Origin of the sequence: Thermoflexibacter ruber (assembly GCF_900113045.1) — a bacterium.
Taxonomy (GTDB): Bacteria; Bacteroidota; Bacteroidia; order Cytophagales; family Thermoflexibacteraceae; genus Thermoflexibacter; species Thermoflexibacter ruber.
This window is the reverse complement of sequence record NZ_FONY01000015.1, coordinates 45,786-62,642: the sequence shown is the minus strand read 5'-3', so window position 1 is coordinate 62,642 and position 16,857 is coordinate 45,786. Positions and strand designations below refer to the sequence as shown.

8 protein-coding genes are annotated in these 16,857 nt (G+C 36.8%); 4 read left to right on the top strand and 4 right to left on the bottom strand.

Annotated elements, in window-relative coordinates; genetic code table 11:
• Positions 1–32 precede the first annotated feature (32 nt).
• Together BM141_RS09635 and BM141_RS09630 are read left to right on the top strand one after the other, a co-directional pair.
• Entirely contained in the window at positions 33–836 is an 804-nt protein-coding gene (locus BM141_RS09635) for a hypothetical protein (protein WP_091544592.1), read from the top strand.
• Between the two features lie 324 nt (positions 837–1,160).
• Positions 1,161–3,344: a tetratricopeptide repeat-containing sensor histidine kinase gene (locus tag BM141_RS09630; protein ID WP_091544589.1), complete on the top strand. Its 2,184-nt coding sequence runs from the start codon at positions 1,161–1,163 to the stop codon at positions 3,342–3,344.
• Here BM141_RS09630 and BM141_RS09625 read toward each other — a convergent pair.
• Positions 3,341–5,041 (bottom strand): hypothetical protein, encoded by a 1,701-nt coding sequence (locus BM141_RS09625; RefSeq protein ID WP_091544587.1) that lies wholly within the window; start codon positions 5,039–5,041, stop codon positions 3,341–3,343. The two genes, BM141_RS09630 and BM141_RS09625, sit on opposite strands and share 4 nt — an antisense overlap.
• Before the next feature lie 215 nt (positions 5,042–5,256).
• Between BM141_RS09625 and BM141_RS09620 the strand changes: the two genes are divergently transcribed.
• On the top strand, positions 5,257–5,739 hold the full coding sequence (locus BM141_RS09620) for a lipocalin-like domain-containing protein (protein ID WP_091544583.1): 483 nt from the start codon (positions 5,257–5,259) through the stop codon (positions 5,737–5,739).
• Positions 5,740–5,745: 6 nt separating this feature from the next.
• On the opposite strand, the gene BM141_RS09615 is transcribed toward BM141_RS09620, so the two are convergent.
• From BM141_RS09615 to BM141_RS09605, 3 genes are read right to left on the bottom strand one after another with little or no spacing between them, the layout of a single operon-like run.
• A complete protein-coding gene (locus BM141_RS09615) occupies positions 5,746–7,017 on the bottom strand; it encodes a cation:dicarboxylate symporter family transporter (RefSeq protein ID WP_091544580.1) in 1,272 nt (423 codons plus the stop codon).
• A 15-nt stretch (positions 7,018–7,032) separates the two neighbouring features.
• Positions 7,033–7,425, bottom strand: coding sequence for a GtrA family protein (locus BM141_RS09610; protein ID WP_221407659.1), 393 nt, complete (start codon positions 7,423–7,425; stop codon positions 7,033–7,035).
• Positions 7,422–8,159, bottom strand: a complete 738-nt coding sequence (locus BM141_RS09605; RefSeq protein ID WP_091544577.1) for a glycosyltransferase family 2 protein — start codon at positions 8,157–8,159, stop codon at positions 7,422–7,424. Before BM141_RS09605 ends, BM141_RS09610 begins: the two co-directional genes overlap by 4 nt.
• Before the next feature lie 818 nt (positions 8,160–8,977).
• Between BM141_RS09605 and BM141_RS09600 the strand changes: the two genes are divergently transcribed.
• Positions 8,978–16,857 (top strand): malectin domain-containing carbohydrate-binding protein (locus BM141_RS09600; RefSeq protein ID WP_177217327.1); only part of this gene is annotated, 7,880 nt, incomplete at its 3' end.

Genomic DNA, 16,857 nt, shown 5'->3' with positions numbered 1-16,857 from the left:
TTCTTAACTTTGAATAAATAAACGAAATAGACATGAAATCACTAAAAAAGAATCTGCTTAAAAATCTTTTGTTCATCGGCTTAATTTTTCTGTTGGTATCCTGCTCCTCTGACCAGCAGAAATTTACTAAATCTCCTGTAGATGAGATTATTAAGCAAATGGATAACGAAAAAAACTTCAGCATTATTTTGTATGACATGGACATAGAGGAGAAGACATTTGGAGAAGACATTTTCAAGCACCAGTATAAAATAATTACAGAGAAAGACTCTATCCCTCAGCAACAAATTACAGGTTGGTACGAGGTAAGCAAGGGCTTCTTTCTCCAAAATGAGAACAATATGGGTATGGAAATCGCTTCTAAAAATAACGGTGTAGTTTCCAAAGTGCCAGCCCCTCCCGGCTACAATCGCTATGTGGGCAATCCTCAGTACGGTCACTGGACAACAGGAAGTAACGGCACTTCATTTTGGGAATTTTACGGGCAGTACGCTTTTATGAGTTCTATGTTTGGCTTAGCTTCTAACCTGATGAACCGCAGTTATTATGACGACTATCGCGGTAGGTATATGGGCAGACAGCCTTACTACGGGCAGCTTTCTGATGGCAGACCCGTATTTGGTACTTACTCTTCGCATGGGGAAAAAGCCAATCCAGATTTTTACAAGCGTACAGGCGGGGCTAATTCTTTTAAGGAAAGAGTAGCTAACCGAGTAACTAAGAGCAATAGTTTTGGAAGTAAAAGCTCAGATAAGACAAAGGCTACCTCCTCGAGTTCATCAAGGAAGCCATCTACCTCAACGCCAAAACGCTCTGTTTCTCGCCGCAGGAGATAGAAGTATTTTTTAATAAAATCCTTTGCAAAAAGAGTGCGATATACATTGGTCTTGTATATCGCACTTTTTGCTTAATTTCCTTCCATTGATTAATGTAATATTTCATTTATTTAAGAATTTTATTGTACTTAATTTATATTCTAAAAATTTGATTTACAAATTAGTAAATTTTAATGTTCCCTTTCATATATTTGAAAATCATTTATAGGAACTGTTAAAAAATAGATAAAAATTGTATAATATTTTGCACTTGCTAATTTTGCACCCCAAGTAAATTACGTCATTTAGAAAAATGGATTTGCCTTACTGAAAACTATTGGGACAATGAATTATTATTACGTTGAGGATAAATATTTTTTTTATCATAAGGCACACCAAGATATGCAGAAAATGCTCAGATTAAGTTTAGTTACTTTACTATTATTTTCAGGAATAAGTTTTTCTATTGCTCAAAACAAGATAAACTACAAACAAATAGATAGCTTAAAAAAACTGCTTCCTTCCGCTGAGGTTTATCAAAGCGTGCTGGTTATGCACCAGATTGGTCATATTTATGAAATAGCTCATTCAGATTCCGCCCTTTATTTTGCTCAAAAAGCCCTTGAAATAGCTGAGCAGCACGACTACGATAGTGGAATTATCATCACCAATCATCAAATTGGAGATTTTTATCAATCTAAACGCAACTATCTCAAAGCCTTTGTTCACTACAAAGAAGCCTATGACCTGTCTATGCAAGGTCATCAAATCTGTGACGAGGTAGCCCTTACCAGAAAATTGGGGTTTAATTATTTTATGCGTGGGGACTATGCCAATGCCTTACAATTGTACAAAAAAGCCTTAGCTATCAATAAAAATAATGACACAGAAACAGCCAATATATTGAAAAACATAGGGATAGCCTACTCAGAGCAGGGAAACTATGAAAAAGCGAAGGAGTTTCTTTTGGAATCTATAGAAACTTTTAGGGAAGTCGGAGATGAGAAAATGGAGGGAAGTAGTAGCAACAATTTGGCAATGGTCTGTATGCACAACAAAGAGTATGATAAAGCCCTCCAATACGCTAACAGGACATTAGCAATAAGGAAAAAGTATAATGACGAATCTGGTATAGCCAATGCCTATACAGTGATTGGACGAATCTATCAAAGCCAAAAGCATTTTAACGATGCAATAGCATTTTTCAATAAAGCCTTAGCCATAAGGGAGGCAAATAATGATTTGTATAATATTGCTTATTTAGACATTTACTTGAGCGATATTTACTTTCACCAAAAGCAATATGCTAAGTCTATTGACTATGCCCAAAAATCGCTTAAAGCATTTATCGAAAATGGTGTAAAAAGAGGCATAGCCCACTGTTACGATTTGCTTTACAAAAATTATGAGGCAATGCAGGATTTTAAGCAGGCTTTACACTTTCACAAGCTCAGTGCCGCCTACCAAGATAGCCTCATCAATGATGAGAAAGCAAGAACCATTGCTAACATAGAAGCTTCTTTTGAGATAACGCTTAAAGAAAGAGAGATACTGGAGCATAAGCAACAAAACGAGATTTTACTTAAAGAAAAAGCTCTTCAGCAAGCCAAGATAGAGGAACAGTATGCTATAGGAATAGCTATCTTAGGGGCTTTTCTAACAACTTTGTTTTTGGCAGGGCTTTTTTATAGGATACACCTCAAAGACAAAAAGACCAATGCGGAACTAAGAAACTTAAATCAAATCATTACAGAACAAAAGACGCAAATAGAAACTCAGGCACAAGAACTCAGAGAGGCAAATTCGGTCATTTCTGCTACTAATGCAGACCTGACAGTAGCAGTGCAAGAAAAGGCAAATGAGTTGCAAAGTATTCATCATGAGTTAGATACTTTTTTATATCATACCTCACATGACCTTAGACAGCCTTTGGTAAATTTTATTGGAGTAGTAGAAGTAGCGAAAATAAGTATTAGAGATGCTGATTCCCTTTATCTATTTGATTTGGTGGGTCAAATAGCCAGCAAAATGGACAATATGCTACATAAAATGCAGGCAATCAATGACATTTACGCCAATGCTATACCAGATTCTTTGGTAGATTTGGATATACTTTTAGATGAAATAAGAAAAAGTTTTTCTAAAAAATTAGAAAATATTGATTATCAAGTTTTTAATCATGTTTATTCTTCTGTTTTCACAAACCATTATTTGCTTTCTATTATTCTCAAAAACTTAGTAGAAAATAGCATCTGCTATCAAAGACAAGAAGTTCCCTTTATCTACATTGATATTAAAGAGGTAAACAATCAACTAATTATCAATGTAAAGGACAATGGGGAGGGCATTCCAGACGTCTTACATTCTAAGATTTTTGATATGTATTTTAGAGGGAGTGAAAACTCTAAAGGGAACGGATTAGGGCTTTACATTGTCAAAAAAGCAGTAGAGAAACTCAAAGGGACGATAGAAGTGCAAAGCCAAATAAACAGAGGAACGAATTTTAAAGTTACAGTTCCTTTAGCTTAATATGATGCATTAAGTCTTTCATCAAGTCGTTCTAAGAATTTCTTTGTAAGTTCTTTGTCGGGCGAATAATACAAGTTTAGATTGCCTCTATCTGTATCTTCCCAGAAGTTAAGTTCAGCGGACTCTATTCGTTTGCATACGCTTTCTACATGATTTCTAAGTTGTTCTTTGCTCATAAACTCCGTGTCCATGATTAAATCCTCTATGATAGTATCCAACAATTCAAAGGTTTGTTTACGAAGATAATACAAAGCCAGACCTACTTGCAAAATGCGAATGTTAAAGCTAAATAGTTGTTTTTTATCGCTTGTCAAATTATCAACGGCTAAGAAGTTAGCTAAAATGCTCTTTTCTAATTCATTAGATACCTGATTTTCGTGCAAGCGAATGAGTATTCTTTTAAACTCCCAAGCAAAAACATCTACTAAAAAAACAAAAGTATCGTTGTTTTGACTATGTCGATGAATTTCATTGAGGTAGATATTGAGATATTTTGCTCCTTCTTTGATAAGTTCTATATTTTGATAGCCGATGAGTGCTTCTACAAATTTCCCATAGTAGAAAACGGCATTATAAATATTTCGGGCTTCATTTTCTTTTAAGCCATGTTTGATGCCAAATCTAAGAATCGTATTGAAGCGAATCAACGTCAGCCTCACTACCTCGTCTTCTTTGTAGTCAATAGCTACTTTCCCGCATTGGAAAATCTCATACACACATAGAGAAGCCAAGTCAAACTCACCCTTGTCTATCAAGTGCCAATACGCATTGCTAAACTGCCTAAATGTTTTATGTTCGTAAAAAATCTGTTTCTCTTCTATTTCTCTAAACTGCTCAGTAATAGTTTTAAAGGAAATGTCTCCTCTGATTTTTCCACTAATTTTGAAAAAAAGTTGATTAATGGATTTTTTAATATGTAGGTATTCTTGCATCAAAAGGCTGATTTTGTTAATAATATCACTTTTAGGCTCTTTGAAATCTACATATTTGAGCAAGTCATCAAGTTGATTCAAACCCTCAAAAAGCCAAAATTGATACTCTGCTACAGTTTTAGGGCGAGAGAGTAAGCCAAAATTAGTGCGAACTTTCAAGCGTTGGATACGGCGGTGATTATCTCTGTAAATTTTATCTACTACATTTTTAGTTTGTGTGTAGCGAAGGATATACAGTATATAAGGGACTGCTAAAATAAGTGCTATGGGTAAAATGACGTAAGAATTGAGCAAAGCACTGAATTTGATGTTTTTAAGCATAGCTATATTAGCCTGACTTATATACTCTCCTTCACTGCTCTCGATAAAAAATATAGTAACAAAAAAATCTACAAAAATATTGTGCAATGCACCTACGGTAATAAACCATACATAAGATAGGCTGTAGCTATCTTTGAGGTAAATGTCTATCAATTTGGGAGTGCTTTGAGAAGCAATAGAAATAACGATGATGAGCGTTCCTAAAACTAAGGCTAAAAGGCTTAGCCAGATTTCAGGAGGGTCCACGTTGTGTTTTGTTTTAGTATCTTTGATAAAATTTATTAATTCCTGCGAAGCAATATTGTCATGAGTAGAGTACAGCAAAAAATCAAAAGAAAATACGAAAATCACAACGATAAAAAAAGTAATAGGCGATTGGTATTTGCGAAAAAAAGATGAAAGTACAAAAAGTATGTAAGAAGTATATGAGGCTTTATTTTTCATTCTAAAATACGCTTTTCTCTAAGTTTTATAAAAATATAGTATAAATGATGAAGGTAAGTAACCAATAAAATAGACTAATCCAAATTTACTTATTTTTTGCACAATCGTACAATTTTTTTAAGAATTAATGCGTAGTTTTGCAACAAATTTTGCAGGAACTTCGTATCAATTACGATTTAAAATTTTTCCTGCATTAAAAAAACTAATCTATCTCAATGAAACTGAAGCAACTTTTTAATGTTATTTTTTTATCTTTCTTTTTCCTTTTTGTTACTTTTTCTCTCGCCCAAGCCCAAGAGGCTCGCAAACTTACGGATAAGAAATGGAAGTTTGATTTAGTAGAAATAGTCAAAGAAATGAACTCCTCTGCTCTCGTTTTAGACTCTCTAACAGAAAACGCAGGCACCAATTCAGAAAAAGCACACTACCAAAACCTACGGAACGGCTTGGAGGCAATGTGGCACTTTATTCCTCACATTGGGAGTACCACTTTTGAGTTCAAAAAAAATGGAACTTTGGTCATTGTTTGGGAAGGTAAGCAAATTACCAGAGGAAAGTGGAAACTGGAGGGGAAAACACTGACTCTGCATCTGTCAGATGAGATAGAAGATGTAATCACTATTAATAAACTCACGGACAATAAATTAGTAGCGACTACAGAGAATGATAGCTCGCTAAGACTGGTTTCTATGGAGTAGTAGGTGCTAAGATTGTCCAAATACCCTCTCCATTTTCTCTCTATCAAATTCTTTTTCATTGTTGGCAAGCCAAATAGTGGCTACACCGTTGCCTATGAAATTGGTGATGGCTCTGGCTTCGGACATGAACCTATCCACGCCCAAGAGCAATGCTAAACCCTCTACGGGTATGACTTTGATAGCAGTAAGCGTAGAGGCTAAAACGATAAAACCGCTTCCCGTTACACCTGCCGCTCCCTTGGAAGTAACCATGAGTATTCCGATGATAGTAAAAATCTGAGCAATATCTAAATGAACATGAAAGACTTGTGCCAAAAAAATCACTGCCATAGAGAGGTAAATGGTCGTGCCGTCTAAGTTAAAAGAGTAGCCTGCGGGGACGACCAAACCTACTACGGATTTGGAACAGCCCATTTTTTCCAATTTTTCCATGAGTGAGGGCAGAGCAGCTTCTGAGGAAGATGTCCCCAGCACGATTAACAACTCTTCTTTGATATATTTCAGAAAATCAAGGAGCTTGATTTTATACATTTTCAAAATATACCATAATACTGCAAAGATAAATATTGCCATAGTTGCATAGACCGTACCCATGAGCTTTGCCAAAGGAAATAATGCCGCAATACCATACTTCCCAATGGTAAAAGCCATGCCGCCAAATGCACCGATAGGAGCTAAAAGCATGACTTTGTGCAATGCCCAAAAAACTTTCTTGGAAATGGGGGCAAGATAATCTAAAATGTACTGCCTTTTGGGGTAGTTGCTTAGTGAAATGCCTAAGACAATAGCAAAAACCAAGACTTGCAAGGTAGAATTGTCCATGAAAAACTGCCACCAACTAAATTCTTGGGCTGTTTTTGTATATTTGGAAATATCTCCACCTTTGATGCTTTCCGTGATTACTCCATCTCCGGGACGAGTCAAGTTAGCAACTATGATTCCTATGATAAGGGCAAAAGTAGTAACTACCTCAAAGTACAAAATGGCTTTTGCACCTACTTTCCCTACCTTTTTCAGGTTTCCCATGCTTACGATACCGACTGTAATGGTCAAGAAAATGATTGGATTGATGAAAAGTTTGACTATACTGATAAAAGTTTTACCCAAAAACTCGCTAAAGGTTGCTCCAATCTCAAACTCTTGCCCTAAAAATTTGCCTTTGATAGGAGCGTCTAACACCTGATAAAGTGCTAAATCTGGTCTAAAATGCCCTAAAAGCACGCCAACGGTAATGGCAGTAAGTACCCAAAAAGTGAGATTGGTGAGGATTTTTTTCATCAGATAAAACTTTTGTTAGTTAAAAGTGAAATAATAATTAGCAAAGAAATTCCAAAATGCAGTAATTCCTATAGCGATAAGTTTGGCGATGTAAAACTTTATGTTGAGTTTTCCATGCACAAGATAAACTACCAAATTGTTGATAATAAGACCAATAGCATAAATAGAAATAAATTTGCTGTATTCTATAAAAACATCTTGGTTGTTGCTTTCAAAAGTAAGCACTCGATTGATAAAATATACATTGGTTGCTCCCATAAAGAAACCAATAGTATTGGCTATATATTTATTCCACTGCAATTTATCTTTGACAAAGTAAGTAGCTGTAAAATCTACTATCATTCCATTCACACCCACTACAATAAACTTGATAAATTTGACCAAGATAGTGATGCTGATTTCGCTCATGATTTAAAAGTTTTTTTGCTAAATAAATTATATTTAAGTATGCAGTAAATAGCGCGAAAACCGTCTTTCCAGCCTATTTTTTTCCCTTCTTCATAAGTACGACCGTAATAAGAAATGCCTACTTCGTAGATACGGATTTTAGGTACACGAGAAATTTTTGCCGTAATCTCTGGCTCAAACCCAAATCTTTTTTCCTGCAAATCAATGCTTTGGATAATTTCTGTTTTAAACATCTTATAGCAAGTTTCCATATCTGTTAAATTTAGGTTGGTAAACATGTTAGAGAGGAAGGTTAAAAATTTATTCCCTATCGTATGCCAAAAGAATAGGATTCGATGTGGATTCCCTCCCATGAATCGCGAGCCATATACCACATCTGCAACTCCCTGCATGACAGGCTGAAGCAGAATATTGTACTCTTGTGGGTCGTATTCTAAGTCTGCATCTTGGATAACGAGATACTCACCTGTAGCTTTTGAAATTCCTGTATGAAGTGCCGCTCCCTTGCCTTTATTTTTTTCATGCTTAAAATATTGGATATTAAGTTCTTGATTCTCTGATATATATTTTAGTATAGCATCTTCTGTATTATCTCTCGAGCAGTCATTGACTATGATTACCTCTTTGGAAATATTATTGATTAAGTTTACTTCTTTGATTTTATTGAGAATGAGATGAATAGTTCTTCCTTCGTTATAGGCAGGAATAACAATAGATAATTTCTGAATAGTCATTAGTTAAGCTACTTTAAATTTAGGTAAAGGTTAAAAATAGGTAAAAAAACAGGCAAAGTTATTGATTTCAAATTTATAATCTGCAAAAATAGATTGATAGCTCATCAATTAGTTTTATTTTCTTTCCATTCTCTCCAAATAAATACCATTTTTTTCTGTATCATCATATTTTTAATATCCTGCCCAAAATTTATCAGACGCAAGTAATATTTTTTATAATTATGAATATTTTTTATCTCATCACTACTTGTTAAACAAGTAATGATAACATAATTAGAAGTATACTTCTTATTATTTTATTTATATTATAAATTAGAAAAATGCAATTTTTATTCTATGCTTTAATTGTATTAATCTAAGTATGTAATTGTATTTTTTTTATAATGTTAATATTTTTAAAATAAAATTGCTAATAAAATGAATCCATAATCTTGCTTTTTACGTTACTTAGCATGAGTTTACAAGAAATATCTTTATCATAGCATCAGGATAGAGAAATTTTATTTTGTAAATATCTAATAATTTATGTAATTGTAAGTTTTCAAAACTCATTCTTGCAATTAGACTTTTTTTATATAAAGTATAATTTACAGAAGTTTTTTTAGGCAGTCAGCAAAAAAACTTCTCATAAATTTATTACAAGAAAAATAATGTATTATATTTGTTTAGAATTTTCAGGTTTTACTATGAAATTTTCTAATTAATATTAAAAAATAATGAGATAATACGATATCTGTTTCTACATCTAAATATCATTTTACTACATATTACGATACTGTTTTCTAAACCTAAATGGAATGGTGCTAAATCTTTTTGATATGAAAAACTTTACAATTAGAGTATCATTTTTAACATCACTGATAATTTATTTATCAGGATTTGCCGCTCTTGCTCAATGCCCAGACATCAGTACCCTAAACTGTAATCAACTCAAAGTGAGTACGCCCTATACTCTCACTTTTAATGGGAGTGAAGGTGGAATGGGCAATACGGGTTTTACTATGGTGGATAGACCTACCAATGGTGGAAATACGGTGCCTAATGCTAAGGGATATGACCCTACAAGAATTAGCTTAAATAGTGGATTACTAAGTATCACTACCACTAACGGTTTGGCTATCAACTCAGTAAATAGTCAGATAAATGCACTTGGAGTAGCTTTAGAACCTTCTTCGAGTCATAATATCGAGATAACTACCAAGTTGGTGAACCTTCCTACCATTACTAATAATACTTTTGAGCAGGCAGGAATATGGTTTGGCATAGACGAAGGGAATTATATCAAATTAGATGTTACCTCAAGAGATGGTAATTTATCTCATGATGTAGAAATAGTGTATGAACTGAACAACGCCAATACGAATACAGGAAGTGCAGTAAATAATGTCGTGGCGGCTGGAGGGAGTATTATTTTTAGAATGTTAATTAATCCAACAGAAAAGAGCATTACAGGATTTTATAGTACCAATAATGGTGTTACTTTTAGTCAATTAGCAAAAATAAATAACATTAGTGATAATATTTTAAATGGTAAAATAGTAACAGGAATTAACGGAAGTACAAATAGAGCGTTATTTGCGGGTATTTATGCTTCTCATAGAAGCGCCAACAGTCAAAGAGTATATAACTTTGATGATTTTTCCATCAATACAATTAACCCTAATATTATTTTATCCTCCAGTAATCTTTCATTTTCTATTCCACAAAACCAAGTTATTAATAGTAGTATAGATATAGGAACTTCAAACAATCAATCAATAACAATAAATGTTGATGCAAGGAATCCTAATAATACAACAACTTCATGGATAAAGAAAGGAGGCAATCCACTAAATAACTATTCGCATGTGATGGGAGGGAGCCCGGAGTTTTCTTTTGTAATAGATGGTACAGGGCTACCTGTTGGGCAACATACCAGTACAGTTACCTTCTCTGCCAGTGGCTACCAATCAGCCGTGATGAATGTTACTTTGGACATAGTAGGAGGAAATCGACCTTATGTAGCGGCATCCTCTCCTGCGAGCGGGCAAACTAATGTAAGCCTTATATTCCCTTTTTCTGTATCAGCTAATAGTATTATCTATCCAGACAATGCAGATGCACAAATAGAAATTTCTTCTGTTAATTCAACTAATATAAAACTATACAGATTAGATGGTATTGGGAATCAGGTAGAAGATGTGGTGGCTTCTTCTATCAATGACACAGGTGGTGGAGATGCTATTACATTTACGGCCGCTAACCCTTTACAATCTAATACTTGGTATAGATTTGTAATCACAGACGGAGTAACTACTACTAAGGGAACTCCATTTGTACCTTTTAATGCCTTGTTTAGAGTAGGCGTTCCTCCAACCCCTCCTTCTGTTGGAACAGATTTGTCTTCGGTGAAGTTCGATAAAGTAAATTTAGGTTCTACTGCCTTAGGTAGATACCCTACACTTACCTTTGGTCCTGATGGTAAACTTTACGCATCAGGTATGGATGGTACCATTACTCGTTGGTCAGTCAATGGAGACGGTACACTTTATCAAAAACAGGTATTAAATTCTATCTATAAAGCCAATGGGAATAGTGCAAGATTCATTATGGGCTTGACTTTCGCCCCTGATGCTACAGCTACCAATTTAGTGGCTTATGTAACTCATAGTTCTCCTACCATAGAAAACGGTCCCGAGTGGGATGGAAAAATCACTAAACTTTCTGGGGCAGATTTAGAGGTAGTAGAAGACTTGGTAATTAATTTGCCCAGAGCAACCAAAGACCACCTTACTAATAGTTTGGTTTTCGGTCCGGATGGAGCTTTGTATATTGGACAAGGGAGCAATAACGCTGCAGGCGACCCTGATGCAGTATGGGGAATGCGTCCCGAGCATCTATTGAGTGGGGCTGTTCTTAGATTGGACTTGCAAAAACTGACAGTAAAGCCACTTGATGCGAGAACTACCTCCAATAGGAGTATAATCAATGCGGCAAGTACTACTTCGCTTACTATGTCAGATGGCACTTACAACCCGTATGCAAATGATTCTCCTTTGACGATTTATGCAAGTGGCTTGCGTAATACTTATGATTTGTTGTGGCATTCCAATGGCTTTTTATACGCCCCAACTAACGGAACTGCGGCAGGAGGGAATACCCCTGCCTCTGAAACAGGCATGCGAAGACCAGATGGAACATTTTACAGCGGACCTGCTATCCCAGCTACTACTGGCGCACCAGTTCAAAGAGATTGGCTATTCAAACTTCCCTTCAAAACGGGTACTACACCTATGCAAAGATATGTAGGTTATTACGGACATCCTAATCCGCTTAGAGGAGAATATGTGATGAATAGGGGTTCTATTGATAACCCTAAACTTCCAACGGGTATTATTCCAGATATTAACTACCGAGGGGCAGCTTTTGATTTTGAATTTAATAAATCTCCTAATGGAGTGATAGAATATAAAAATGATATTGCTTTTGGCGGTATTCTAAAAAATAAAATTATTGTAGCGAGATTTAGCGGTGGTAGCGATTTGATTGTTTTAGAACCAGATGCAACCACTAAAGATATTATTAGAGCAACTACGGGTTTGCAAGGCATGACTTCCTTTGACAATCCATTGGAAGTGACAGAAGACCCTGTAACAGGGAATATGTATGTCTCTGAATATGATAGAGATAATAATGGTATTGCGACTATTACGCTTCTGCGAGTCCCTCAAAATATCAATATTACATTTGAAGGCGTTATGCAAGAGCCTAATGTATATCGCAATAGAGTAACCGCAAGAATTAATATATTAAACCCGAGCCTGAATGTAGTTTCTACACAATATAGTGTGAATGGAGGTGCTTTTAGGGATTACTTAGGGGCTATCATCATTGACGAACCGGGAACGTATAAGCTAATTGGAAGGGTAACTACCGCTACTAATCAAGTTATTAGTACTCACGAATATACCGTTATTGTGATTAGAGTGCCTTCTAATGGAGCGAAGCTTTATGCTCAAAATATGGACGGTTTCCCCGAAGACGACCACTTGACTTTCTCAAGGATACAAAACTTTGTACCTAACTTTGGAACAGGACCCGGCGGAATGCATGATATCGTAACACTTAGATTGCATAACAATGGGGTTGGCAATCTAATTATTTCAAAACTTACTATCTCTGACCCCACCAGATTCGAGATTTTTAGATTTAATGAACAGCCATTCAATCCTAATACGCACTTGCCAGCAAGCATTGCTCCAGATAAATTTATCAATGTACAAATCAGATTTATCGCAACTCAAGGCGGTACAAATCCCTCAAATAGAGATTATGAGCGTATGGTTATGCATGAAACCCTGAAAATAGAGTCTAATGATGTAGAACAGTGGCCTGAGAAGACTATCTATTTGCATGGGCTATGGCAACTTTTTGATGAAAATAACATGGAACCCAACATCAATGAAATTATTGATGCTTTTGGATTAAAAACAGCAACAGGTTTCACCTCAACAAGACATGGAAACATTGACACCCCCATTGCAGACGAGGTAGTATCAGCTACTTTTGTTAGAGTAGATAAAGATAAACCTGTGTATGTTAGGCAACTTGCCGCTTTTCATAATTGTTGCACAAGTGGGGCGAGTAGTTTTTGGCATCGTAAAGGGCAGCCAAGAACAACAAGGACTCGATTGACCAGCCATGTGGCAGCAGATGGTCAGTCTTTATTACCAAGAAGAAATGTAACGACTTACAATGCTACCAAAGGCAATTTTGGTGACCCAGCAGAGGCTACCTTCAATCCTGTTTTTAATGGAGATGACGTCCCCTTTATTATGAGTTTTGTTAATGACTATACAGATAGAACGTTGAACTATGGAGGATTAGTGGGTGTAAGAGTTTGGAAACTTAGAAATGCCAAAGGTGACATAGTGCCTAATACCTTCATCATGTCGCATGACTATCTTAGTGCTACTGCCAATTTTGACTACAATGATGATGCTTTTGTAGTTTCTAACATTCGTCCTGAGTTTGGCTCGGCTCACTCTTCTCCTTTACTTACCAATGTTCAGCATATAGACTTTAGCAACAATGACATTGCCAGAGATGTAGGAAGCAGTACTACCATCAATCTTACTCTTAAAAATGGAGGTCTATCTGGTTACTCTGATGGTTCTTCGGACCCTAATATTGTTATTTCGCGCGTTGAGATAGTTGGAGCAACTGCAGATGAGTTTGGTACTTCCCTGCCTGTAAAAACGACTTTGGTGCCTCAAGAAACTACTACTATGAGTGTGAGGTTTAACCCTAAACTTATTGGGCTGAAGAATGCGGATTTATTGATACATTATAACAGTGCTAATTCTCCTTTGCGCGTGCCTTTGTATGGCATAGCCAAGACAAATTGTTATAATGCTAATCTTATTCATAGGATTAAGTTCGCAAGAAATACAGCCGATGGCAATATGGTAATTAATGGCAAAACGTGGGTGCCAGACCAACCTTTCAGAAAAAGTACCAATTTTAAACTGGATAACGTCAGCGATGTAAGCACTCAAATACACGCTACCGAAGATGATGCGCTCTATCGCTCTTATATGTCGACCAATACTGACTTGGTAGGTTATAGGTACGAATTTAAAACTCCTACTAACCAAAATCTCCCCAATGGAGTATATTGGGTGAGGATACACTTTGCTGAAAACTTCTTTAGCAGGAGTGGTCAAAGGGTCAATGACATTTACCTTGAAAACAATCCTGTACTCACGGGTTTTGATATTTTCAAAGAAGTTGGATTCAAACATGCCTTGGTCAAAGATTTTATCGTTCCTGTAAGCGATGGGACACTTAATCTGGAAGTAAAATCACAAGTGAATCGCCCTGCTATTAGTGGTGTAGAAATATATAGATTCGATACAAATACTTCTATAACTCTGACGGCTAACAATATTACTTTAGCTTCTTGCTCTGGAAATGTGGGTGGTTCATTAGAATTACAGGCACATAATACAAGTAATCCACTACTATACAAAATGGGGAAATTTGGAGCGTATCAGACTTCTCCAATATTTACCAATATCCCTCCTGGAACTTATAGCTTTTATGTAAAAGAAAATGTTACTAATGGCTGTGAGGTATTTAATGTATTTACTATTGGACAACGAGTATCTAACATACAATTCACAACCACTGTTACTAATGCTACTTGCTTTGGTAATGATGGCAGTGTTATGGTAAGCAACATCACAGGTGGAGTATCTCCTTACACTGTAACATGGAGTCACGATGAGACCTTAACGGGTACAATAGCTTCTGGATTGCCTGCCTCTAACAATATATTTGTTACGGTTACCGATGCAACTGGCTGTAGCACTACTCGTAACGTAGCGATAGGAACTTCTCCATGTCCTAATCCATTAGACCATCCTCTGCTTTTTGCTTTGAATGCTAACGGTCCTGCAATCAATACGAATGGAGTAAGTTTCTCCCCTGGCAATGCCTCAAGTTTTACTCCTACCAGCCCTGCGACTATCTCGGGAAGTAGCCAAACTGCAGCGGTTAGTAATACGGGTGGATATGACCAAGCTATATATCAAAGATATTCTTGGAGTTCAAATACTTTCCACTTTAACAGAACTGTTACTAACGGGAGGTACATAGTAGTATTGCACTTTGCAGAAATGTTTCACAATGCTACTAATGCACGTGTCTTTCATGTGGACATAGAAGGGCAAAGAGTCTTAAATAATTTTGATATGTTTGCCACCGCTGGGGGTAGGCATATCGCCATTCGCAGGATTTTTTATGTAAATGTAACAGATGGACAGCTAAATATTAGCTTTGTTAAGGGAAGTAGGGATAATCCTGTTATTAATGCTATACAAATTCATTCATTCCAATCCGCAGTGAACAATACGCCTTTTGTGTCCAATCCTATTCCTAATCGTACAGTAACACAAGGGACAGCTACTAACTTTACTTTCGCGGCTAATACTTTTGCGGATATAGATGGCGACCCGCTTATCTACACAGCTACACTTACTAATGGTAATCCTCTCCCTGCTTGGCTTACTTTTAATGGCGCATTAAGAAGATTTGATGTAAGTATAGCAAGTGTAGTAGGCGCGTATCCTATAAGGGTAACCGCAACCGACCCCGGTGGTAAGTCTGCTTTTACTGACTTTACACTGACAGTTACTGCTCCCAATGATGCAGACGGCGACGGTATTGCTGATAACGTAGATAACTGTCCTACAGTTTTTAACCCAAGTCAAACCATTCCTGTATGGTACAGAGACCAAGACGGAGACGGATTTGGAGACCCTAATAATTCTGTTGCAAATTGTCTTCAGCCTATTGGATATGTAGCCAATGGAACAGATAACTGTCCTGATGTCTATAATCCTTCGCAGGTAATACCTACTTGGTATGCTGACAATGATGAAGATGGTTTTGGCAATCCAAGTCAATCAATACAATCCTGTACAAAACCCAATGGATACATAGCTAACAATACAGATTGTAACGATAACGACCCTGAAATAAATCCAGAAACAGTCTGGTATCGTGATGCAGACGGCGATGGCTTTGGTAGTAGCAGTGATTTCGTAAGAGCTTGTATCAAGCCAAACGGGTATGTAGAAAATAATGAAGATTGCGATGATACCAATGCTGCCGTTACCCCCAACAAGATTTGGTACTTAGATGATGATGATGATGGATACGGAAATCCACTTATGAGTGTACAATCCTGCGAAGCCCCTGCTGGATATGTGGACAATGACTTAGATTGCGATGACACAAATCAGACGATTAACCCGCAGACTTTCTGGTATCGCGATGCAGACGGAGATGGTTTTGGTAATCCAAGTACTACTTTGAGAGTGCAGTCTTGCACTCAACCTTCGGGGTATGTCTTAAATAATACAGATTGCAACGACAATGATGCAGGTATCAATCCTTTAACGGTATGGTATCGCGATGCAGACGGGGACGGCTTTGGTAACAATGCTGATACGAGAATACAATGTACTCAACCTACTGGCTACATCAGACAAGGGGGAGATTGTGATGATAATGATGCGAATAATAGACCTACTGCGATGTGGTATCGTGATGCAGACGGGGACGGCTTTGGCAATCCGAGCAACTCAATAATCGCTTGTATTATGCCAAGTGGCTATGTAGCTAATAGCACGGATTGTAACGATAACGATGCCTCCATTCATCCCAATACAAGATGGTATGCGGATAATGATGGAGATGGTTTTGGTGCAGGGGCAGTATTTGCAACGCAATGTAATAAGCCTGTGGGTAATTATGTAAATAATAACCAAGACTGTAACGATACTGACCCAACTATCACTACCACCCCTGTTACATGGTATCGTGATGCAGATGGCGATGGATTTGGAAATCCTGCTATTACTCAGACAAGTTGTACCAGACCTACTGGCTATGTAAGAAACAATACAGATTGCAACGATAATGATGCAAGCATTACCGATACCCCTGTTACATGGTATCGTGATGCTGACGGCGATGGATTTGGTAATTCTGCTATCACTCAGACAAGTTGTACCAAGCCTACTGGCTACGTAGCAAACAATACAGATTGCAACGACAATGATGCTGCTATTAATCCAAATACACAATGGTATCTGGACAACGATAATGACGGTTTTGGCGCAGGGGCAGTTGCTTTTACTCAATGTACTAA

Bases quoted from the DNA above. Each gene is read 5' to 3' on its own strand.
- BM141_RS09635 (WP_091544592.1), top strand. From the start codon at position 33: ATGAAATCACTAAAAAAGAATCTGCTTAAAAATCTTTTGTTCATCGGC.
- BM141_RS09630 (WP_091544589.1), top strand. From the start codon at position 1,161: ATGAATTATTATTACGTTGAGGATAAATATTTTTTTTATCATAAGGCA.
- BM141_RS09625 (WP_091544587.1), bottom strand. From the start codon at position 5,041: ATGAAAAATAAAGCCTCATATACTTCTTACATACTTTTTGTACTTTCA.
- BM141_RS09620 (WP_091544583.1), top strand. From the start codon at position 5,257: ATGAAACTGAAGCAACTTTTTAATGTTATTTTTTTATCTTTCTTTTTC.
- BM141_RS09615 (WP_091544580.1), bottom strand. From the start codon at position 7,017: ATGAAAAAAATCCTCACCAATCTCACTTTTTGGGTACTTACTGCCATT.
- BM141_RS09610 (WP_221407659.1), bottom strand. From the start codon at position 7,425: ATGAGCGAAATCAGCATCACTATCTTGGTCAAATTTATCAAGTTTATT.
- BM141_RS09605 (WP_091544577.1), bottom strand. From the start codon at position 8,159: ATGACTATTCAGAAATTATCTATTGTTATTCCTGCCTATAACGAAGGA.